Consider the following 22,444-nt stretch of genomic DNA (forward strand, 5'->3'; position numbering starts at 1 on the left):
GATGACCATCTCGCAGCGTACGTCCCAGGTGACCGCCGTGGTCGCCGACCGCCTCGGCGCGGACCGGGTCGAGACCGACCCGGCCGCGCTGGTCAAGCTCTCCTCGGACTGGTCCCGGATGTCGCCGGTGCTCCAGGAGAAGGTGCCGAGCGGCAGGTACGTCGCCGACGCCATCGTCCGGCCGCGCACCGAGCAGGAGGTCGCCGACGTGCTGGCCGTGGCCTACGAGCACGACGTACCGGTCGTCCCGCGTGGCGCCGGGACCGGCAACTACGGCCAGGCGACCCCGTTCACCGGCGGGATCATCCTCGACCTGCGCGGCCTGGACGCGATCGAGGTGCAGGCCGACGGCCATCTCCGCGCCGGGGCCGGTGCCCGGATGACCCGGATCGACAAGGTGGCCCGGGGGGCCGGGCGCGACCTGTGGATCTTCCCCTCCACCAAGGGCTCCACGATCGGCGGCTTCATCGGCGGCGGCAGCGCCGGCACCGGGACCATTGAGCACGGCACCACCTCCGACGGCTTCGTCACCGAGCTGACGGTGGCCCCGATGGACGGCAGCGGACGCCTGCTCACGGTGACGGGCGAGGAGACGCTGCCCTACATCCACGCCTACGGCGTGACCGGGGTGGTGACCTCGGTGGTCGTCCGCACCGACCCGGCGCGGGACTGGGTGGCGGTCTATGCCGCCTTCGATAGCTGGGACGCGATGGTGTCCGTGCATCGCCGCTTGCTCGACCTGCCGGTGCTGCCGAGGCTGGCCTCGGGCGACGAGCCGGCGCTGGTCCCGACCCTGACCACCAATGTCGAGCTCGACCCGGCCCAGCACAGCCTGCGGGTGATCGCGGAGGCGTCCACGGTCGCCGAGATCGAGTCGCTCGTCGTGTCGGCCGGAGGCAGCGTACGGGCTCGTCTGGAGGACTACGCCGCGACCGATCTGCTCTCCGGGATGTCCTACAACCATCCGGTCTACTTCCTCCAGCGCGCGCACCGGGACCGGAGCTGGTTCCACATGGAGACCGGGGGCGAGCTCTACTGGAGCGACGCCGACCGGGTGCGGAAGGTCTACGACGGCCCCGTCTGGCTGCACCTGGAGCTGATGGGGAACGCCCCGCTGGCGATGGTGGTCGCCGAGTATGTCTCCGAGGAGCAGGTCCTCGCCGGCATCCCGCGCTTCGACGAGATCGGGGTCGGTGTGCACTCGCCCCACCAGTGGTACGTCGACCGCAACGTCGAGCTCGTCACCGCGGTCGCGCGCGAGCGTGACCCCAAGGGGTTGCTCAACCAGGGCAAGCTCACCGACCACGCGCTGGTCGACACCCGCATCAACATCGGAGTCCGCTGATGCCCCGTTTCGCCGACCTCACCGCTCCCGAGATCGCCGCTCTGCCCGAGGACACCGTCGCGGTGCTCGGTCTCGGCGCGATCGAGCAGCACGGTCCCCACCTGCCCGTCTCGACGGACTACGTCATCGCCGCCGAGGCCGCAGAGGCCGCGGTGGCGACGGTCGCCGCGGCAGGCAGCGCGTCCGTGGTGCTGCTCGAGCCGCTGGCTTACACGAAGTCCGACGAGCACTCCTGGTCGCCCGGCACGATCTGGCTCTCCTGGGACACCCTGATGCGGGTCCTCGTCGACATCGGCCGCTCGCTGAGCACCTCCGGGATCACCCGGCTGCTCTTCGTCAACGGGCACGGTGGGAACTCCGCGCTCGGGCAGGTCGCCAGCCGCGAGCTGCGCAAGCAGTTCGGGCTGGCGACGTTCTTCGCGCATCTCTCGGTGCCACCCGACCAAGGAGGACGGTCCTCGCGGGAGGACGAGCTCGGCCTCGGCATCCACGGCGGCCACGGCGAGACCTCGATGATGCTCCACCTGCGTCCCGAGCTGGTGCACCAGGAGCGAGGGGAGCGGAAGGTGCCCGAGCAACTGGCCGGCTACCGGCACATCGGCTTCGGCAAGCCGGTCTCGTTCGGCTGGCTCTCCGACGACTTCGGCACCGACGGCTACCTCGGGGACCCGACCACCGCCACCGCCGAGGACGGCAAGGCCCGCTTCGAGGCCGGGGTCGCCACGCTGGCCGAGGTCATCGTGGAGGCCTCCCGCTTCACGCCGTCGGCGTGACACTGCGGATCACCGGGGCAGCCTCGGGCGACCTCTCGATCGAGGGGCCCGAGGACACCCTCGACGCCTCGGGCTGCCTGGTCACGCCGGGTCTGGTCAACGCCCACCATCACCTGCTGCAGACCGCGTTCCGCACCCTGCCCGGGACGCGCGGCGTCCCGATGGCGACCTGGCTGCCCACGATGGCGGCGGCCTACGACCGCGTCGGGGTCGACGCCGAGCTCACCTACGCCGCCGCACGGGCGGGGCTCGCCGAGTCGCTGCTCTGTGGGGTGACGACGGTAGCCGACCATCACCTGACCTGGCCGGGCTCCCTGACACCGGAGGAGACGGTGCCGTTGGCGCAGGAGACCGCGCGAGCGGCGGCCGAGCTGGGCGCCCGCCTGGTCTTCGTACGCGGTGCCGCCCGGGACGACCCCGAGACCGCGGCACACAGCGCCGACCTGATCGCGGAGGCGCTGGTGGGGGATGCGCCCGGCGGGGTGAGCGCCGACGGCATGCTGCAGGTCGCGGTCGGGCCGGCCGGGGTGCACTCCGATCCGGAGCCGACCTTCCGGCTGATGGGGGAGGTGGCTGCCCGGCGCGGGCTGCGGCGGCGTACCCAGGCCAACGAGCAGGTCGACGTCGCGATCGCGGCCGAGCGCTACGGCCGCCGTCCGATCGACCTGCTGGAGGAGTGGGGCTGGCTCACACCCGACGTGACCCTGGCCCATCTGTGCGACGTGACGCCGGACGAGATCCGGAGGCTGAGCGCGGCCGGGGTGAGTGCCACCCATGCGCCCGGCTGCGACCTGCCGATGGGATGGGGGATCGCGCCGGTCGCCGCGCTCCGTGAGGCCGGGGTCGCGGTCGGGCTCGGCACCAGCGGCGGCGGCAGCAACGACGCCGGCAACCTGCTCGCCGATGCCCGTCTCGCCATGCAGGTGGCGCCGCTGGTCGGTCCTCCGCTGGCGGCCGACGACGTGCTCGCGATGGCGACCACCGGCTCAGCGGCCGGCCTCGGCCGACCGGGGCTGGGTTCGGGGACGGATCTGTGTGTCTGGGACGTCTCCGGGGTCGCCGACGCCGGCGTCCACGACCCGGTCGCCGGGCTGCTGTGGGCCTCGCCCGGGCGGCGTCCGCGGCACGTGGTCGTGGCCGGCCGGGTCGTCGTACGCGACGGCGTGCTGACCACCGCCGACGAGCGCGAGATCGTTGCAGATCTGAAGCGGCTCAGCGCCTGCGCTGCTCCTTGACCACCAGCAGCCGGAAGAGCTCGCCGTCGGCGCTGGCCCATCGGTGCCGTACGCCGCCGGGGATGTAGACCGAGTCGGCGGTCTCCATGACCTGCTCCTCGCCGTCGAGGTCGATCCGAAGGGTCCCGCCGACCACGTAGACGAACTCGTCCTCCTCGTGCTGCCAGTAGTGGTCCCAGGCTGACCTGTCCCCGGTGAACTCCATCGGGATGAAGGCGTGATCGGCCCCGGCGACCAGAGCCTGCACGGCGCCGTTGGCCGCCTCCGCGGTGCCGGGGTCGGAGCGGCGTACGACCGAAACGGGGCCGGCGGAGGCGCTCTCGACGCTGTCGGCGAGCAGCGCCTGCTGGGTCGTGCCCAGCGTCTGGGCGATCCGGAACAGCGAGGACATCGAGGGACGCGCCATCCCACGCTCGATCTGGCTGAGGAACGGGTGCGACAGGTCGGTCGCCTCGGCGAGCTGCACCAGCGTCAGCCCCCGCGCCTTGCGCAGTTCCCGCACGCGGGCGCCGAGCCGCAGCACCGAGCGATCCAGGGACTGTCGCGGGTTCCGAGTCACCTGCTCAACCTAGCCGTCGACGGCGCTCCGCGTTCACCGCGTCACGAGGAACTCACGGAGCCGTCGTATGTCGGAAACAACACATCCGTTCCTGCTCCGCGAAACGGAGTTTCGAAATGCTGTCGACAGCGGTAGTAGGTTGATGGCCATGACCGTTCCTCCTGTGGTCAGACAGGAACAGCTCATCGATGAGATCGCCCTCCACCTCGCTGACGAGGTAGAGGGCGACTGGTCCACGTTGGTCTTCAACCACCGCAACCTGTCGATGTTCTTCACCGGGCGCGTCGATGTGCACCGCTCGGACGGCAGCCTCGCCCACGCCCGGCCGCCCGACACGATCCTCGCGCTGACCGACGAGCTCAGGCGGGTGATGTACGAGCCCGGCCGCGGCGCCTGGTTCTCCGCGCGCTGGACCATCGCGAGCGGGGAGGGCGAGGGGGAGAAGCACTCGACGAACGTCGTCTTCAACTACGACGACGAACCGGTCTGGCGCTGGCCGGCCCACCCGGGGCTGTACGCGCTCGACCTCGAGACGTTCCCTCGTGCCGACGACCGGGTCCCGGACTGGCTCCGGCAGAAGGTCAACGGAGCCCGCCGGACGTTGTAGGAAACGGCCATCCTGGACGCATCACACCGGCGCGATCCTGGGGCGTCGCCGGACGATGTCCACTAGGAAATCGACAAGGAATCCATCAGAAGCCTGTCGGAGTTAAGCGGTCACAGGGGCGGCGCCTGATGAAAGGGTCTGCACCGTGCCACAGGTCTCTCGAATTGCCATCGTCAACCGCGGTGAAGCCGCGATGCGTCTGATCCATGCCGTCCGCGACCTCAGCGCGCGGGATACATCCGTTGGGATGATCCGCACCATCGCGCTGCACACCGACGTCGACGCCGGGTCGGCGTTCGTACGCGAGGCCGACGAGGCCTACTTGCTCGGCGCGGCCGCGGATCGCCCCTACCTCGATCTCGCCGTCCTCGAGCAGGCGCTGGTCGCCTCCGGGGCCGACGCCGCTTGGGTCGGCTGGGGCTTCGTCGCCGAAGACCCAGCTTTCGCCGAGCTGTGCGACCGGCTGGGTGTCACCTTCATCGGTCCCAGCGCCGAGGCCATGCGGAAGCTGGGCGACAAGATCGGCTCGAAGCTGATCGCCGAGGAGGTCGGCGTCCCGGTGGCTCCCTGGAGCCGCGGCGGCGTGGACGACCTCGAGTCGGCACTCGCCAGCGCCGAGGAGATCGGCTACCCGCTCATGCTCAAGGCCACCGCCGGTGGCGGTGGTCGCGGCATCCGGAAGGTCACCTCCGGTGCCGAGCTCGCCGAGGCGTACCAGCGAACCCGGGACGAGGCGGAGCGGGCGTTCGGCAGCGGCGTCGTATTCCTCGAGAAGCTGGTCACCGACGCCCGCCATGTCGAGGTCCAGGTGATCGCCGACGGTCAGGGCACCGCCTGGGCGATCGGCGTACGCGACTGCTCCGTGCAGCGGCGCAACCAGAAGGTCATCGAGGAGTCGTCCTCCCCGCTGCTGTCCGAGGAGCAGGCCGCCGAGCTCAAGGCGTCTGCCGAGCGGCTCGCCACAGCGGTGGGCTACGCCGGAGCCGGCACCGTCGAGTTCCTCTACCACCCGGGCGAGAAGACGTTCGCCTTCCTCGAGGTCAACACCCGCCTCCAGGTCGAGCACCCCATCACCGAGGCCGTGACCGGCACCGACCTGGTCGCGCTGCAGATCCAGGTCGCTTCCGGCGTACCGCTCACCGGCGACCGTCCGGTCGAGCGCGGCCACGCGGTCGAGGCCCGGCTCAACGCCGAGGACCCGGACCGCGACTTCGCGCCCGCTCCGGGCCGGATCAGCCGCCTCGAGTTCCCCGCCGGCCCCGGCATCCGGGTCGACACCGGCGTGGCCGAGGGCGACACCATCCCGGCCGACTTCGACTCGATGATCGCCAAGGTGATCGCCTGGGGCGCCGACCGCGAGCAGGCGCTGGCGCGGCTGCGCCGGGCGATGGGGGAGACCACTGTCATCATCGACGGTGGCGCGACCAACAAGAGCTTCATCCTCGACCTCCTCGACCAGCCCGAGGTCACCACCGGCAGCCCGGCCTGGGCCGACACCGGGTGGATCGACCGGGTGCGCGGCGAGGGACGGCTCCAGGCGGCCCGGCACGCCGGCGTCGCGCTCGTCGCCGCCGCGATCGAGGGGTACGACGAGGCCGAGCGCGGCGAGATCGCCCGCATGCTCCAGACCGCCCAGGGGGGCCGGCCCCAGATCCAGCACGACCCTGCCCGCACCATCGAGCTCAAGCTGCGCGGGGCGACGTACGCCCTGACCGTGCGGCAGTCCGGACCCGCCCGCTACCAGGTCACCATCACGGCCGGCGGCGAGCGGCGCACCCTCACCGCCACCCTCGAACGGATCGACGAGGTGCACGGCCGGCTCACCGTCGACGGCCACCGCTACCGGCTGGTGACCGCCACCCACGGCCCCGTCCATCTGGTCGAGGTCGACAACGTGATGCACCGGGTCAGCCGCGACGAGGGCGGCATGGTCCGCGCCCCCGCGCCGGCGCTCGTCGTCTCCACTCCGCTCGCCGTCGGCGACGAGGTGGCAGCCGGGCACCCCGTGCTGGTGCTCGAGTCGATGAAGATGGAGACCGCACTGACCGCGCCGTTCACCGGCCGGGTCAAGGAGCTCCTGGTCCGGGTCGGGAGCCAGGTCGAGACCGCGGCGCCGCTGCTGCGCCTCGAGCCGACCGGCGAGGCCGAGGGCGAGGCGACCACTGCCACCCTGGCCGACCTCGATCTGCCCGAGCCGACCACCGAGCGGGGCCGCAGCAACGGGGCGCTGGACGACCTGAGCAGCCTGCTGCTCGGCTACGACGTCGAGGAGGATCAGCGTCCGGCGTTGCTCGCCGCTCATCTGGCCTCTCGCTCCACCGGTGCGCCCGCGGACACCCTCCGCACCGAGATGGACCTGCTGGCCCTGTTCACCGACTTCGCCGAGCTCAGCCGCAACCGTCCGGCCGGTGACGAGCCGTCCACCGAGCTGCGCGTGCACAGCTCGCGGGAGTACTTCCACACCTACCTGCGCAGTCTCGACCCCGACCGAGGCGCGCTCCCGGACCACTTCCGCGACAAGTTGCTGCGGGTCCTCGCGCACTACGGGGTCTCCGACCTCGAACGTACGCCGGAGCTCGAGCGTGCGGTGTTCCGCATCTTCCTCGCCCAGCAGCATCCCTCCGACGTCGACGTCGCCATCGGGGTGCTGCAGCGCTGGCTCGGCGACCCGCCGCCGGCGTCGGAGGACGCCGCTGCGGTCCGCGCGCTGCTGGAGCGGATGGTGCGCGCCACGCAGCGCCGGTTCGCCGTGGTCGGCGACCTGGCTCGCTCGGTCCGGTTCGGCTGGTTCGACCAGGCGCTGGTCGATGACGAGCGCCGCGCGGTGCTGGAGGGAGTGTCGGCCGAGGTCGCCGCCCTCACCGACCCAGACGCCCCTGACCGGGCCGCCCGCATCGATGCACTAGCGGCTGTCCCCGAGCCATTGGTCGGATTCCTCCGGGACCGGCTGGTCGAGGGTATTCCCGAGCGCGAGCCGCTGCTGGAGGTGCTGATCCGGCGCCATTACCGCGACTACCACCTGCACGACCTGACCGTCACCGGCATAGACGACGGCGGACGCCCGCTCGCGCACGCCGAGTACGCCACTGACGAGAAGGGTGCGACCCGAGTCGTGTCCACCATCGGCGACGTGACGGAGCTCGCCCGTCCCGACGGCCCACTCGGTGCTGCCATCACCTCGGCGTTGAGCTCCGACCACGACGACGTCGTCGAGATCTACCTGCGCTGGACCGACGCGCCCGCCGATCCGGACCTCGCCTCGTCCGAGCTCGCCAAGATGCTCGCCGGCCACGAGTTCGCCCGCCGCGCCCGCCGTGTCTCGATCGCGGTCTGCCATGCCGCGCCGCAGCCCATCGACTACTTCACCTACCGCCACCACGCAGACGGCGCCCCTCACACCCCGACCGCCGAGCTGGTCGAGGACAGCCTGGTCCGGGGCATGCACCCGATGGTCGGTCGCAGGCTCAACCTGTGGCGGCTCAGCGAGTTCGACGTCACCAGGCTCGCCGCGCCCGACGACGTCCTGCTCTACGAGTGCGTCGCCCGGGCCAACCCGGCCGACCGCCGCCTCGTCGCGGCGGCCCAGGCCCGACAGCTCGCCGTGGTCCGCGACGACGAGGGCCGCGTGATCGCGCTGCCGCACGTCGAGCGGGCCGTGGAGAACTGCCTCGAGGCGATCCGCCGCGTACGCTCCGCCCGGGGCCGCGAGGGCACCAAGCTCGACATCAACCACGTGTGGGTGACGGTGTGGCCGGTCGTCGAGGCGGATCTCGACCAGATCACCGCGCTGCAGAGCAAGATCACCCCGCTCAGCGAGGGCGCCGGGATCGAGGAGGTGCTCGCGCAGGGCCGCGTGGCCGGGCAGGACGGCGACGCCCCGACCCCGCTGGCCATCCGCTTCCACGCCAAGCCAGGCGCGGGTGTCGTGGCCGACGTCATCGAGCCGCCCACCGAGCCGCTCGCCCCGATGGACGAGTACGCCGCCAAGGTGCTGCGCGCCCGACGCCGCGGCCTCGTCTACCCCTACGAGCTCCAGCGCGCCCTGGCCGGCAGCGGCACGGTCGTCGAGCACGACCTCGACGCCGACGGCGTACTCGTACCCGTCGATCGTGCTCCCGGACTCAACAGCGCCGGCATCATCGTCGCCGTCGTGACCACGCCGAGCTCTCTCTACCCCGACGGCATCAGCCGAGTCGTGCTCTGCGGTGACCCGCTCAAGTCGCTCGGCGCGCTCTCGGAGCCCGAGTGCGCCCGGGTGATCGCGGCCATCGACCTCGCCGAGCGGATGCAGATCCCGGTCGAGTGGTTCGCGGTGTCGGCCGGTGCCCGGATCTCGATGGAGAGCGGCACCGAGAATATGGACTGGGTCGCCGCCGCGCTGCGCCGGATCGTCCACTTCACCCAGGACGGCGGCGAGATCAACATCGTCGTCGCCGGGATCAACGTCGGCGCCCAGCCCTACTGGAACGCAGAAGCGACGATGCTGATGCACACCAAGGGCATCCTGGTGATGACCCCGGACAGCGCGATGGTGCTGACCGGCAAGCAGTCGCTCGACTTCTCCGGCGGTGTGTCCGCCGAGGACAACCACGGCATCGGCGGCTACGACCGGGTGATGGGCCCGAACGGTCAGGCGCAGTACTGGGTGCCCGACCTGGCCGGTGCCTTCCGGGTGCTCATGGCGCACTACGAGCACAGCTACGTGGTCCCCGGCGAGACCGGGCCGCGCCGCGCGCCGACTTCAGACCCGATCGACCGCGACGTGTCGTCCTTCCCGCACGAGGGTGACTTCGCATGCGTCGGCGAGATCTTCTCGGCCGAGCACAACCCCGACCGCAAGCGACCCTTCGACATCCGCACGGTGATGCGGGCGCTGGCCGACGCCGACCACGAGATGCTCGAGCGGTGGGCCGGCATGGCCGATGCCGACACCGCCGTGGTCGTCGACACCCGGATCGGCGGCTACCCGGTCAGCCTGGTCGGCATCGAGTCCAAGCCGGTGCCGCGCGCCGGCTTCCCTCCCACCGACGGTCCGGACACCTACACCGCGGGCACCCTGTTCCCGCGGTCGTCGAAGAAGGTCGCGCGCGCGATCAACGCGGCATCGGGCAACCGGCCGCTGGTGGTGCTCGCCAACCTGTCCGGCTTCGACGGCTCCCCGGAGTCGATGCGCAACCTGCAGCTCGAGTACGGCGCCGAGATCGGCCGCGCGGTCGTCAACTTCGAGGGCCCGATCGTCTTCTGCGTCATCTCCCGCTACCACGGCGGTGCGTTCGTGGTGTTCTCCAAGCACCTGAACCCGTCGATGACGGTGCTCGCCATCGAGGGTTCGTACGCCTCGGTCCTCGGTGGCGCTCCTGCGGCGGCCGTCGTGTTCGCTGCGGAGGTCTCCAAGCGGGCGGCGGCGGACCCACGGGTCGCCGCGCTCGAGGAGCGCATCGACCACGCCGAGGACGGGGAGCGCGGCGAGCTCGTCGTCGAGCTGGCCGAGCTCCGCGCTCAGCTGCGGGCGGACAAGATCGCCGAGGTCGCGGCCGAGTTCGACGACGTGCACGACATCCACCGTGCCGTGGAGGTCGGCTCGGTGGACGAGGTGATCGCAGCCAGCGACCTGCGGCCCAAGGTGGTCGAGGTCATCGAGCGGGCGTTGGGCGACGGGTGACCGATCGAGGTCACCACATGCTCTAGGTCGCCGGGCTGGAGCCCAGGGAGGCGGTTGGCTCCCTGGGCCGGCCGGCTCCGACCAGAACCTGGAGAACGACCAGCAGACCGAGGACCAGAGCCAGGGACCACCAGAGTCGGTCCATCGTGACGTTGTTGCCCCAGAGCAGGACCACGCCGCCCAACGCCACCACGGCGACTCGCAGCCAGGCCACGTTGGCGGCGACCCAGCGGCCCGCTCCGCCGACGGGGCCGTCTCCCAAGCGAGCGCCGAGGTTCTCGAGACCCCCGCCGATGGTTGTACGTGCGGTGGTGCCGGACCTGTTGGAACCGGCGAACCAGCCGGCGACCACGATCACCAGACCGAGCCACAGGACCACCTGCTGGCCGCGTTCCAGGTAGGCGAGCAGGGTGTCGAAGAAGACCCTGCTCGCCGGGCCGAAGTCGGTGCCGGAGAGCGCGTTGATGAACATCTGCTGCCCGATGGACAGCACCCACGCCAGCAGCAGGGCGTTGGCAGCCACGACCGCCCCGATCCACACCGCCATCCGTGGGCGGCGGCGGGCCAGCACCAAGGCGGCCAGGAACAGGACCCCGACCACGGGAAGGAGCCACTGGGCGACCGGGTTCGAGAAGGCGTAGATCGTGCGCACCTGCCTGAGCTGGGGTGCTTCCATCAGTACGATCTGACGGTCGGTCTCGGGGATGGGCACGTTCTCGACGATGGTCAGACCCCGGGCGACAAGTCGCTCCTTGACTCGTTCGATGACCTCGTCGACGTCGAGCACGACCTCTTCGCCCTGGAGCGACACGGCACCGGAGTCGTCGCCGTTCAGGATTCGCTGGAGGGTCTGCTGGGCTCTGGTGTTGGCCAGGACCCAGATGTCGGCGAACTCGTCGGAGGCGATGAACGCGCGGACCTCGCGCTCCACCAGACCGTTGATGGCCGCGGCGAGTGGCGCCACGAGCTGCTCCAGGCGCGGTCTGTCGTCGATCACGCCGGCGAACGCGGTGTTGAGGATCGCCTCGACGTCGACCTGTTGTTGGATCGCCCCGGTGACCCGGGTCGCGATCACGTCCTGCACCTCGGGAGATTCGATCAGAGGGCCGACGGTCTCGACGTATCGCTCGGCGTCGTTCAAAGTGCGCTGCCCCCAGTAGGCCACCGCAGCAGGCGTGGTCAACAACCCGGCCAGCACCAAACAGATCACCGCCGCGATCGAGCGGCCTCGTGAGGGTCGGTCTGCGGTGGTGACGACGGGGTCGTCGGTGGGTTCTCGGAGTTCGCGTGTGATGGGCGAGTCGTTCGACATGGCGCGTCAGTTCGGTTCGTCGTCGGCCATCTGCGCGGATGCCTGCTCGATGCCGACTCCGATCGCCAGGACGATGCGGCTGGTCGCCGCTGCGACCCGCGACGTCCCGACGATGGGTGCGATCGCCGCGAGCACACCGCGGACGGCCTCGACGTCGAGGCCGACCTCGTCGGCGATCGCGAGGTTCAACGCGTAGGAGACGGCCGGAGCGTCGCTCGCGACGAGGGCAGCGAGTCGGACGAGAGCGATGGACTGTACGTCGAGGCTCGATACCTGCACGGACTCGGCCGTCATGGTGGCGAGCAGGTCGAGGACGGGGGTGTCGGATGCGGTCATGTCTGACATGGCAACCCTTCGGTGGTCGTGGGACTGGCCTCGAACGAGGCCACTCCTCAGGCTGTCTGGAGGGTCCGCCCGCGACATCACCCGAAGTGGACGAACCGGCCAGGTCAGCGGGTGATGTCGCGCCCGTGCACAGTCAGCGCCCAGATGACGAAGATGTCGACAGCGATGATCAGCATCGACCAGAACGGCGAGTACGGGAGGAACGCGAAGTTGGCGAAGGCACTCAGTACGGCCAGGACGACTCCGATGATGCGACCCCAGACCATGCCGTTGAGCACAGCGAAGCCCGCGAACACGACGAGCAGTCCCAGCAGCAGGTGGATCCAGCCCCAGCTGGTGGCGTCGAGCTGGAGCAGGTAGTTGGGGGTCGTGACGTAGAACTCGTTCTCGAAGATGGCGACCAGGCCGGAGAAGGCCTGGAAGCTGCCGGCCATGATCATCATCACGCCGGCGAACATGATGAAGCCGGTCGCCAAGCCACTGGGCGGCGGCTCCTGCGCCCGCCAGGTGGTCTCTTCGTTCAATGGGGTCTGTTCGGTCATGACGGGACGCTCCTTGGATTGCCGCCGACCACGACGGACTCGGTGTCGGGTCGTGAAGTGAACGGACGATCTCAATCTGGTCGCCGGGACCCGTTGGCGAATCATCCTCATTGTGTGAAACGTGAGGCCGCCAGGACTGAGAAGGTGGCCGAGACTCCGCCGGGTCAACCCACAAGTCATCCGTCAGGGATGAGACGTCGGGCTGCCCGGATCTCTAGCGTGCAAAGAGTGGAAGACGCTGGCGAAGCCGCGCGAACGGCTGCCGGGCTCGACGACGTTCTGCTGGACGTCAAGCTTTCGGTTCCCGAGCTGCCGCTCAGACTGGTGAGCAGGGCCCCTCTGATCGAGGCGGCCCGGAGCAGCGGCGCGCCGTCGGTCGGAATCACCGCGCCCGCCGGCTACGGCAAGTCCACCCTCCTGGCGCAGTGGGCACAGGCCGAGGACCGCCCGGTCGGCTGGGTGTCGCTCGACCGCCTGGACGACGACTCCAGCGCCCTCCTCGTGCTGCTCGCCTCGGCGTACGCGCGGGCCGTGCCGGATCAACAGGGCGTGGTCGCCGACGTGAGCGGTCTGGGCGTCTCGCCGCTGGGTCGCGCCGCACCTCGCCTCGCCGCAGCCCTCAGCCGAAGCCCGGAACCTTTCGTGCTGATGGTGGATGACCTGCACGAGCTGCACTCCTCGGCCTGCCACGATGTGCTGAGCGTGGTCATCTCCGGTGTTCCGGTCGGCTCCCAGCTGGTGTCGGCGAGCCGGGTCGAGCAGCCGCACCTGGCTCGGCTGCGCGCCTCCAGCACGGTCCTCGAGGTGCTGGGGCCCGACCTGGCGCTGGATGTGACGGGTGCCGAGCAGATCTTCACCGCGGCACAGGTGCCGCTCACGCGCGAACAGGCGCTGAGGGTGACCGAACGGACGGAGGGCTGGGCGGCCGGCCTGCACCTGGCGGCGATGATCGCCCGGGACACGAGACAGGACGTGTCGACCATCTCCGGCGACGACCGGTACGTGGCCGACTATCTGTACCGGGAGTCCCTGAGCCAGCAGGACGAGGCGACGCAACGGTTCCTGCGGCGTACCGCTGTGCTCGACCGCCTCTGTGGCTCCCTGTGCGATGCGCTCTCGGGGGATACCGACGGTCAGGATCGCCTTCTCGCGCTCGAGGGATCCAACTCGTTCCTGCTCCCGCTCGACCGGCGGCGGGAGTGGTACCGCTATCACCCGCTGTATCGAGAGTTTCTGCTCGGAGAGCTGCGCCGGGTCGAACCCGATGTCGTCGCGAAGCTGCACCTGCGGGCCGCCGACTGGTTCGAGGCCAACGAGTCCTCGGCGATGGCCCTCGAGCACCTGCTGAACACGCCAGAGCGTGATCGGTGCGTCCAGATCACGACGCAGCTGGTGCTGCCGACCTACAGCGCCGGGCAGATGTCGACCGTGGGGCGGTGGCTGTCCGCGCTCGGTGACTCGGCCATCGAGGAACACCCTCCGTTGGCCGTACTGGCCGCCTGGATGGACGTCCTGGGTGGCGACCCCCTCGGGGCGCAGCGCTGGGCTGCCGTGGCAGAGGCTGCGGAGTACGACTGGGTGCCGATGGACGGCACTGCATCGTTCGAGTCAGCGCGCGCCATGTTGCGGGCCGCCATGTGCCCGGCGGGACCCGCGGCGATGATGCGTGATGCCGACCTCGCCATGGCACAGGAACCGCCGTGGAGCCCCTGGCGCGACACCGCCCTGGCCGGCGCGGCCGAGGCGCATCTGCTCATCGGGGACGTCGAGCGGGCCGCTGCCCTGTTCGCCGAGAGCTCCACCGCCGGAGCCGAGCTCGGCAACACCGACAGCATCGTCGACGCTCAGGCCGAGCTCGCGCTGTTGGCGATGGAACGCGGACGATGGGACGAGGCGGCGGAGCGGGTGGCTCTCGCCCTCGCCGTCGTCGAGAAGCACCGGATGTACGACTACGCGATGAGCGTCCTCGCGTTCGCGGCCGCTGCCCGGCTCGGGCTGCACGACGGGAATCTCGGTGAGGTGGACCGGCAGCTGACGCGGGCTATGCGTGCGCGTCCGTCCTGCACGTACGTACTGCCGCACCTGGCCGTGCGTAGTCGCCTCCAGCTGGCCAGGGTGTTCTGGGCACGCGGCGACCAGACGTCCGCCCGGCACCTGCTGCGCGAGATCGACGACGTGCTGCAGCGCCGACCGGACCTCGGGGTGCTGGTCGACCAGGTCGCGAGGCTGCGCGCCAGGATCAACTCCTCAGAACGCGTCACCGCTGGCAGGCCGCCCCTGAGCCCGGCCGAGCTGCGCCTGCTGCCCTACCTCCAGACCCACCTCACGATCGGGGAGATCGGCGAGCGACTGTTCGTCTCCCGCAACACCGTCAGCTCGCAGGTCGCCTCGATCTACCGGAAGCTGGGCGTCACCTCGCGGAGCGATGCGGTCCGGCAGGTGATCTCGATCGGGCTCCTCGGCTCCTAGCCAGGCTCATCTGCACGGGGTCCTTTCGCGGCGAACCGGTTCGCCGCCGGTACGGCGCTGAAGCCGTGCGCCATCACGCTGAGCAGAACCGTGAGCGAGATGACTGCGACCACGTCCGCACCCGCGGCGTGGAGATCCTCCAGCGCGATCAACGCGAAGATGACCGAGGCCAGGCCGCGCGGGCCGAACCAGCCGACGAACACCACGCTGTAGCGATCGAGCCCCGCACCGAGCAGTGCCAGGACGACCGGCAGCATGCGAACGACGGTCAGGCTGAGCACGGCGTAGCCCAGCATCGCCCAGCTCCACGACCCCTGGATGACCGGAATCGCCAGCGCGCCGAAGATCAGCCAGCTGATCATCGAGGCCATGTCACTGGACTGGTCGACGAAGTAGACCTCCTTCTCGCCGCTTCGCCCGGCAACGTTCCCGAAGACCAGACCGCCCACGAAGGCGGCGACGAACCCGTTCCCGTCCGTGAACAGTGCCGCGGTGTACGCCAGCAGGGCGAGTGCGAGAACGGCCGGGCCGCCGAGCTCCTCGGACAGCCAGCCGCGCTCGCGTGCGCGCCTGGTGACCAGGCCGCCCACGCTGCCGACGACGATGCCCGCGAGGAGGCCGACCAGCAGGGAGACGACCGCGCCGCCGGGGCTCTCGACACCGTGCACCCCCTCCTCGACCGCGACACCGGCGATGGCCACCAGCACGATCGGGGTGGCGATGCCATCGTTGAGCCCGCTCTCCACGTTCAAAACGCTTCGCACCTTCGCGGGCACGTGCGGGTTCGACATGACGGGTGCACCGAGGGCGGCATCCGTCGGCGCGAGCGCGGCGCCGACCAGAAGCGCTGCCCACGGGTCGAAGCCGAGCACGATCATCGCGGCTCCGGTGCCGATGGCGATCGTCAGCGGCAGACCGACGCCGAGCAGCCGAACGTAGGTGCCCAGATCGCGTTGGAACTGCCCGAGCCGGACCCGCGATGCATCCGCGAAGAGGACCCAGACGAGGGTGACCTCGGCGATGACCTTGACCAGCTCGGGTTCGGCCCCGAGCTCGAGAAGACCGAGTACGTCCGCGAACACCCAGCCGCCTGCCACGAACACGATGGGGGCGGTGAGCCCCAGCTGTTGGAGGCGGCCTGCGAGGACGCACCACGCGACGATCGTCGCGAGGACCGCTACGAGCGCCGAGGTTTCCATGTGACGGACCTCCCGGCCTACCAGGATGTTCTTCGGGTGTCACTCCCGTGTATCACGGACCGGTGGGGATATGTGGCGGAAACGGTTCAGGATCCCTTGTCGCGGAACACGTCGGAGAGCGGGTCTGCCTCGAAGTAGGCGGTCTTGATCCTCAGCCACTCACCGTCGAGGACCATGTCCTTCAGGACCTCGTCGATCTGCTCTTTGCGCTGGTCGCCGGAGCGCATCACGAATCCGATCGGGGCGTCCTTGACCGGGTAGACGATCGGCTCTTCCAGGGCTATGGGTGCGTCCTTGATGATCGACTGAGCGTACGGAGCTCCGTGGAACAACGCGTCCGCTTCGCCTCGCTCGATCAGCTCGATGGCAGCGCCCACGTTGATGGCCCTGACGATCTGGACGTCCTGGTACTTCTCTTCGAGGTAGGACCCTTGGACGGCGCCGTCGACGACCGCGATCTTCTTCCCGTTGACGTCACGGCGCGTGTGAATGGCCGATCCCTCGGGGGTGAGGAAGGCGACGTACGTCGAGAAGTACGGCGCGCTGAAGTCGAACTCCCGCTCGAGCTCTGAGGTGCTCGTGACCTGGGCCCCGATCATGTCGATCTTTCCCGCTCGCAGGGCCGGGAAGAGCTCGTTGAAGTCCATCGCCACGAACTCAGGCTCGACGCCCATGCCTTCGGCGACGCTGTGCGCCATCTCGTAGTCGAAGCCCTTCGTCGCGCCGCCGCTCTCGTAGTAGACGGGTTCGGTGCTGTCGACACCGATCCGAAGGGTGTTGCTGCTCTCGACCGCGGCGCTCGCCTCTCCGCTGGCGGATGGTGCGGGGTCCGAGAAGTGTCCGCTGAAGGCGATCGCACCCAGAAGGGCCACTGCGCCGGCGACGACCAACTTGATCTGGTTCATGTGGGGGTCCTGTTGCTGGCGATGGCTGGCATGCGAGCCCGAGCGGCAAGGCGTGAGCCAGGCAACAGGATCCGTACGTCAGGTGGAACGTGGCCAGACCAACAAGGCACGAACGAGCCACGAATCCTGGGTGTCGCGCCCGGCCCCGACGGTGACGGTCACGACGCCACCTCCGCGACCAGGTGCACGATGACCAGGTCGTCGGCCTCCAGCAGAGGCGCGACCACGCCGACCTCGTCGAGGAGTCGGCCGCTCATCACCGCGCCGCCGTCGTACCACGCGGGTCGTGGGCGGTCCTTGGGTGACACCGCAAGCGGCACCGGCGTCACCCGGTACGCCGTCTCCGGGGTCAGGCCGGGGAACCGGATGCGGCCGGCCGGCTGGCCCAGGGTGTGGTCGAGCGCCGACAGACGGAACAGCGCCTCGCGCCCGTCCGGGGCGACCACGCCGTCCAGCTGCAGGCCGTCGTGCACTGTGTCCGCCCGCACGACGCGGCCGGCGTGGAGCAGGCCACGGAACCGCTTGTGCAGCGCGATCCAGGCCCGGAGCTCCTCGCGCTCCTCGTCCGCCATGGTGGTGAGGTCCCACTCGATGCCGAGGTGTCCCCACACGGCGGTGCCGGCGCGGAAGCGCAGGGTGTGCTGGCGTCCGGTGGTGTGGTCGGTGCTCGATCCCACGTGGGTGCCCATCAGCTCGGGCGGGAGGGTCAGCCCGGTCCACCGGACCAGACGGTGCCCTTCGTGCGCGTCGATGCAGTCGGAGACCCAGGCCCGGTCGGTCCGCTCGAGGACTCCCAGGTCGAGGCGCCCGCCGCCCCCGCAGCAAGACTCGATCTCGAGCGCGGGATGCTGGGCACGGAGTGCGTCCATCAGGCGATAGGCCGCGAGCGTCTGCAGGTGGACCGCGGGCCTGTGGTCTCGCCCGCGGCCCGCGCCGGTCAGCGCACGGTTGTGGTCCCACTTGATGTAGGCGATGTCGTAGCGCTCCACCAGCGCCGAGATCTGGCCGAGCACGTGGTCCCAGGCGTTCGGGTTGGAGAGGTCGAGGACGTGCTGGTTTCGCGAACTGATGCCGGGACCGGCGTGGGTGCCGAGGATCCACTCGGGATGCTCCCGGGCCACGTCGGAGTCGAGGCTGACCATCTCGGGCTCGAACCACAGCCCGAACTCCATGCCCAGGCCCTGCACGGTCTTCACCAGTGGAGTGAGGCCGTCCGGGAACACGTCCGCGTCCACGACCCAGTCACCCAGGGACCTCGTGGCGTCGCGCCGCCCCTTGAACCAGCCGTCATCGAGGACGTACCGCTCGACGCCCAGCTCGGCTGCACGCTCGGCGAGCTCGACGAGCTTCTGCAGGTCCATGTCGAAGTAGACCGCCTCCCAGGTGTTGAGGAGTACGGGTCGCGCGCGCCGTGGGTGCACGTCCCGCGCCCTCAGGTGCTCGTGGAAGCGGCCGGAGAAGGCATCGAGCCCCTCGCCCCAGGAGGCGTACAGCCAAGGCGAGGCATAGGTCTCGTCCTGGCCCAGCACCATCTCGCCGGGCATGAGCAGCTCGCCGCCGCGCAGCAGCTTCCAGCCGGTGAAGGAGTTCTCGGCGCAGAGCACCTGGTTGCCGCTCCAGCCGAGGTGAACACCCCAGACCCGACCGGCACGGAAGCCGAACCCGGACCGGCCGGCACACAGCACGGTGGCCGAGTCGTGGCCGGGACGACCGCCCCAGGCCTCGCGGACGTGCTGTCCCTGGGTGTACGCGTGGCGCTGCGGGGTGCGCTCGTGGGCGTGCCGCCCTGCCATGTCGAGGAGCTCGTCGGCCTCGGCCGGCACCGGCAGAGCCGGCTCGAGCAGCGTCACCTCGTACGGCGTCGCCGCCAGGTTCCGCACGCAGGCACGCAGGCGCAGCAGACCGTTCCCGAACAGCTCGATCTCGGTGGTCACCTCCACACCGGCCGGCCCGTCCAGCGCGACGCTGGTGAGCCGGGTGCAGTCGGTCGACTCGGTGACCGTGTGCTCCACCGAGTCGAAGGTGAGCGCCCAGGCCTGGCCGGCGCGGCTGCCCAGCAGACCTGGACGACCCACCCAGCCACTGGTCTGCTGCGGCAGCACGGATGCCCACGAGTGCTGGTAGATCGCCCCGTCGAGGCTCGGCATCTCCAGCGAGCGGAGAAGGTCGGGAAGGTGCTCGGCCGCGGTCTCGCCGAGATCCGGTCCCCAGTGGAGGATGCACGGGAGCTCGGTGGAGTCGAGCCGGACCACCAGGCTGGTGTCGCCTCGCCGGAGGTGCACGCCGCGGGCTGGGCGGGTCTCGCTGGTCATCGGGCGGTGCGGGTGAACACGGCCACCTCGGAGCCCGCCAGCTCGGCGACGCCGAGATCGGCACCCGAGGAGAACATCGGCTCGCCGAGGTCGCCCAGCTCGCCGAGGTCGACCACATGGTCGGTCCGGTTGACCAGGAACCAGTGCTCCCTCTCGCCGTCTGCGCGGATCGCGAGCTCCACCCGGCCGCGAAGCCCCGCGGGCAGCTCGCTGTCCACCCCGGCGGCCTCGAGCAGTCGGGCCAGCAGCGGCTCGAGACCATCCGCACCCAAACGGGTGGAGACGTAGGTGGCCGAGCCGTGAGCCAGGGCCCGTCGGGTCACTGCGGGGCGGCCCTCCTGCAGACCGGTCTTGTACGACGCGAGGACCTGTGTGTCGGGAGTCGTCGCGGTGATCCGGTCGGTCCACCGCGTCCCGGTACTGCCGTCGTCGAGAACGACCTCGCACCCGTCCAGGAGCGGCCCGAACTCCTCGATGCGGATGCCGAGCAGGTCGCGCAGCGCACCCGGGTAACCACCCGGCCACACGTGGTTGTTCTCGTCCACGACGCCGGAGAAGTACGTCGTGACCAGGTGGCCACCGCGGTCGACGAACTCCGCCAGCAGGTCGGCCGTCGCGGCCGGCATCACGTGCAGCACCGGCGCCACCACCACGTCGTACCCGTCGAGCGGCGCGCCGACGGGCAGAACGTCAACTCGGACGCCGAGCGCGAGGAACGCGACGTACCAGTCGAGCGCCTCCGCCCGATGGCTCACCGAGGAGCTCGGGTTGGCCTCCAGGCCGAGGGTCCACGACGACTCGATGTCGAAGAGGATCGCGGCCCGGGCCTGCTGTCGCCGCGACCCGACGACGGAGGCGAGCCGCTCGAGGTGCCCGCCCAGCCGGACCACCGTCCGATAGCCCTCGCTGTCCTCGCCGGCATGGGGCACCATCGCCGAGTGGTATTTCTCCGCGCCGGACACGGACTGCCGCCACTGGAAGAAGCAGACGGCGTCCGCACCGTGCGCCACGTGGGTGAGCGAGTCCCGCACCAGCGCGCCGTCCGCCTTGGGCGGGTTGATCGCGCGCCAGTTGACCGCGCTGGTCGAGTGCTCCATCAGGAACCACGGCTCACCGCCGGCGATGCCACTGGTCAGGTTGGCCGAGAACGACAGCTCGTCGCGGGCGCGGTCGTCGACGAGCGTGTAGTGGTCGTTGGAGACGAAGTCGACCTCGGCCGCCCAGTCGGCGTAGTCGATGCCGTCGAAGTGGTCCATCACCATGAAGTTCGTGGTCACCGGTACGTCGGGGGTCAGCCGGTCGAGGATCTCCCGCTCGGCGCGCAGGTAGACCTTGAGGGCGTCGGAGGAGAATCTCTTGAAGTCGAGCTGGTGTGTCGGGTTGGGAATGGTGGGCGTCAGCCGCGGCGGCAGCACCTCGCTCCAGTCGCTGTAGCGCTGCGACCAGAACGCGGTGCCCCAGGCGTGGTTGAGGCCGTCGAGGTCGCCGTACCTCTGCGACAGCCAGGCGCGGAACGCCGTCGCGGCGTCGTCGGAGTAGTCGTAGAGGTTGTGGCAACCGAGCTCGTTGGAGACGTGCCAGGCGGCGAGCGCCGGGTGGTGGGCGTACCGGCTCGCCATCATCTCGACGACCGCCAGGGCGTGCTGTCGGAAGACTGGTGACGTCGGCCGCCAGTGCTGCCGGGAGCCCGGCCACATGGTCTCGCCGGTGCGCGTGACAGGAAGGATCTCCGGGTGCCGGGCGCTCAACCAGGGCGGCGGCGAGGCGGTCGCGGTGGCGAGGTCGACGGCGATGCCGTGGGTGTGCAGCAGGTCCATCACCTCGTCGAGCCATGCGAAGTCCCAGGTGTCCGCGGCCGGCTGCAGGCGGGCCCAGGAGAAGATCCCGAGGGAGACGATGTTCACCCCGGCCTGATGCATCAGCCGGACGTCCTCGTCCCACACCTCCCGGCTCCACTGGTCGGGGTTGTAGTCGGCTCCGAAGCCGAGCGGTCCGCGAGCGTTCTCGATCGCGAGCGACTCGGGCCATCGCACCCAGCGGTGCGGTCGCCGGCTCATGCGGTCGTCCCGCGGGGCGGGGCGGTGCTGGCCCGGACCACCAGCCGGGGCCGCACCAGGGCCTCCTGGTGCTCGTGCTCGCCGGACTGGATCTCCCGGATCAGGGCATCGACTGCGCCCCGGCCGACCTCGTCGAACGACTGGTGGACGGTGGTCAGTGGCGGCCAGAAGTACGCCGCCTCCTCCATGTCGTCGAAGCCGACGACACTGACGTCGTCGGGGACCCGGCGACCGCGCTCGTGCAGGGCCCTCAGGAGGCCCAGGGCCATCTGGTCGTTCGCGGTGAACACCGCGGTCACCTCCTCGTTGTCGGCCAGCCGGAGGCCGGCCTCGTAGCCGGCTCCGGTCGACCAGTCGCCCGGCAGCACTGGCGGCACCGTTCGGCCGTGGGCCTCGAGCGTCTCCTGCCACGACGTCCGGCGACGCCGCGCGGAATAGGACAGCTCGGGCCCGGCGACGTGCCAGACGGTCTCGTGACCGAGGTCGAGCAGGTGCTCGGTGGCCAACCGTGCTCCGAGGGCCTGGTCGTTGTCGACGATCGGGTAGTCGTACTCCGCGCTGGAGTCGACCACGACCACCGGCAGTCCCTCCGGCACCGCGACGCCGTCGAGCCGGTGCGTCTCGACCAGGATGATGATGCCGTCCACCGCCTGCTCGCCGAGCTGGTCGAATGCCGCTCGAACGGCGTCCTGGGTGGCGTCGAGCACCGGCAGCAGGTTGATGGCGTACCCGGTCTGGGTGGCGGCGGCCGCGATCGCGTCGAGCGTGTGGGTGGTGCCGACGCTGGAGAGCTCGAACGCGATCACGCCGATGCTCTGGAACCGTCCGCTGCGCAGCGCCCGGGCCGCCCGGTTGGGCCGGTAGCCGACCTCGCGCATCGCGGACAGGACCCGCTCCCGAGTGGCCGCGTCAACGTAGCGGGCGCCGTTCGCGACCCGCGAGACCGTCTGTCCCGAGACCCCGGCGATCCGGGCAACGTCGGCCTGTGAGGCTCCCCGCCGTGGAACTGGTGCCCCGGCCGTGCTGTCTGTCGCCATGGACCGAATAATCCTTCCGCCAACCTGTTGACGTCAACATGTGTCGTACGTCACTGTACCTGTTGACGTTAACAGGCCGCCAGGG

15 protein-coding genes are annotated in these 22,444 nt (G+C 70.3%); 6 read left to right on the top strand and 9 right to left on the bottom strand.

Going from position 1 to position 22,444, the window contains the following annotated elements; translation table 11 throughout:
• Position 1 precedes the first annotated feature (1 nt).
• From ABZY89_RS15145 to ABZY89_RS15155, 3 genes are read left to right on the top strand one after another with little or no spacing between them, the layout of a single operon-like run.
• Positions 2-1,345, top strand: a complete 1,344-nt coding sequence (locus ABZY89_RS15145) for an FAD-binding oxidoreductase (protein ID WP_355228388.1) — start codon at positions 2-4, stop codon at positions 1,343-1,345.
• Entirely contained in the window at positions 1,345-2,118 is a 774-nt protein-coding gene (locus tag ABZY89_RS15150) for a creatininase family protein (RefSeq protein WP_355228389.1), read from the top strand. Before ABZY89_RS15145 ends, ABZY89_RS15150 begins: the two co-directional genes overlap by 1 nt.
• Positions 2,115-3,353 carry an amidohydrolase family protein gene (locus ABZY89_RS15155; RefSeq protein WP_355228391.1) on the top strand — a complete coding sequence of 413 codons (1,239 nt, stop codon included), beginning with the start codon at positions 2,115-2,117 and terminating at the stop codon, positions 3,351-3,353. Before ABZY89_RS15150 ends, ABZY89_RS15155 begins: the two co-directional genes overlap by 4 nt.
• Here ABZY89_RS15155 and ABZY89_RS15160 read toward each other — a convergent pair.
• Entirely contained in the window at positions 3,331-3,912 is a 582-nt protein-coding gene (locus ABZY89_RS15160; protein ID WP_355228393.1) for a helix-turn-helix domain-containing protein, read from the bottom strand. The genes ABZY89_RS15155 and ABZY89_RS15160 overlap by 23 nt on opposite strands.
• A gap of 148 nt (positions 3,913-4,060) precedes the next feature.
• Here ABZY89_RS15160 and ABZY89_RS15165 point away from each other — a divergent pair, with 148 nt between their 5' ends.
• Together ABZY89_RS15165 and ABZY89_RS15170 are read left to right on the top strand one after the other, a co-directional pair.
• The gene (locus tag ABZY89_RS15165; RefSeq protein WP_355228395.1) at positions 4,061-4,519 is read left to right on the top strand and encodes an agglutinin cell wall attachment protein; all 459 of its coding nucleotides are present in this window, start codon (positions 4,061-4,063) and stop codon (positions 4,517-4,519) included.
• A 145-nt stretch (positions 4,520-4,664) separates the two neighbouring features.
• Positions 4,665-10,181, top strand: a complete 5,517-nt coding sequence (locus ABZY89_RS15170; RefSeq protein WP_355228397.1) for a carboxyl transferase domain-containing protein — start codon at positions 4,665-4,667, stop codon at positions 10,179-10,181.
• A 22-nt stretch (positions 10,182-10,203) separates the two neighbouring features.
• Here the strand turns inward: ABZY89_RS15170 and ABZY89_RS15175 are convergent, their stop codons facing one another.
• From ABZY89_RS15175 to ABZY89_RS15185, 3 genes are all read right to left on the bottom strand, one after another.
• Positions 10,204-11,364, bottom strand: coding sequence for a hypothetical protein (locus ABZY89_RS15175; protein ID WP_355228398.1), 1,161 nt, complete (start codon positions 11,362-11,364; stop codon positions 10,204-10,206).
• Between the two features lie 135 nt (positions 11,365-11,499).
• On the bottom strand, positions 11,500-11,829 hold the full coding sequence (locus ABZY89_RS15180) for a carboxymuconolactone decarboxylase family protein (RefSeq protein WP_355228400.1): 330 nt from the start codon (positions 11,827-11,829) through the stop codon (positions 11,500-11,502).
• Positions 11,830-11,942: 113 nt separating this feature from the next.
• Positions 11,943-12,380, bottom strand: coding sequence for a hypothetical protein (locus ABZY89_RS15185; protein ID WP_355228401.1), 438 nt, complete (start codon positions 12,378-12,380; stop codon positions 11,943-11,945).
• Between the two features lie 228 nt (positions 12,381-12,608).
• Between ABZY89_RS15185 and ABZY89_RS15190 the strand changes: the two genes are divergently transcribed.
• On the top strand, positions 12,609-14,849 hold the full coding sequence (locus tag ABZY89_RS15190) for a LuxR C-terminal-related transcriptional regulator (protein WP_355228403.1): 2,241 nt from the start codon (positions 12,609-12,611) through the stop codon (positions 14,847-14,849).
• Here the strand turns inward: ABZY89_RS15190 and ABZY89_RS15195 are convergent.
• The 5 genes from ABZY89_RS15195 to ABZY89_RS15215 form a co-directional block, all read right to left on the bottom strand.
• A complete protein-coding gene (locus ABZY89_RS15195; RefSeq protein ID WP_355228405.1) occupies positions 14,846-16,048 on the bottom strand; it encodes a cation:proton antiporter in 1,203 nt (400 codons plus the stop codon). The two genes, ABZY89_RS15190 and ABZY89_RS15195, sit on opposite strands and share 4 nt — an antisense overlap.
• Positions 16,049-16,134: 86 nt before the next feature.
• Positions 16,135-16,953, bottom strand: coding sequence for an ABC transporter substrate-binding protein (locus ABZY89_RS15200; protein WP_355228407.1), 819 nt, complete (start codon positions 16,951-16,953; stop codon positions 16,135-16,137).
• Positions 16,954-17,111: 158 nt separating this feature from the next.
• Entirely contained in the window at positions 17,112-19,265 is a 2,154-nt protein-coding gene (locus ABZY89_RS15205; RefSeq protein ID WP_355228409.1) for an alpha-galactosidase, read from the bottom strand.
• A complete protein-coding gene (locus tag ABZY89_RS15210; RefSeq protein WP_355228411.1) occupies positions 19,262-21,322 on the bottom strand; it encodes a beta-galactosidase in 2,061 nt (686 codons plus the stop codon). The genes ABZY89_RS15205 and ABZY89_RS15210 overlap by 4 nt, the downstream gene beginning before the upstream one ends.
• Positions 21,319-22,359: a LacI family DNA-binding transcriptional regulator gene (locus ABZY89_RS15215; RefSeq protein ID WP_355228413.1), complete on the bottom strand. Its 1,041-nt coding sequence runs from the start codon at positions 22,357-22,359 to the stop codon at positions 21,319-21,321. Before ABZY89_RS15215 ends, ABZY89_RS15210 begins: the two co-directional genes overlap by 4 nt.
• Positions 22,360-22,444: the final 85 nt, after the last annotated feature.

Source organism: Nocardioides sp. NPDC006303, from assembly GCF_040613175.1.
GTDB lineage: Bacteria > Actinomycetota > Actinomycetes > Propionibacteriales > Nocardioidaceae > Nocardioides.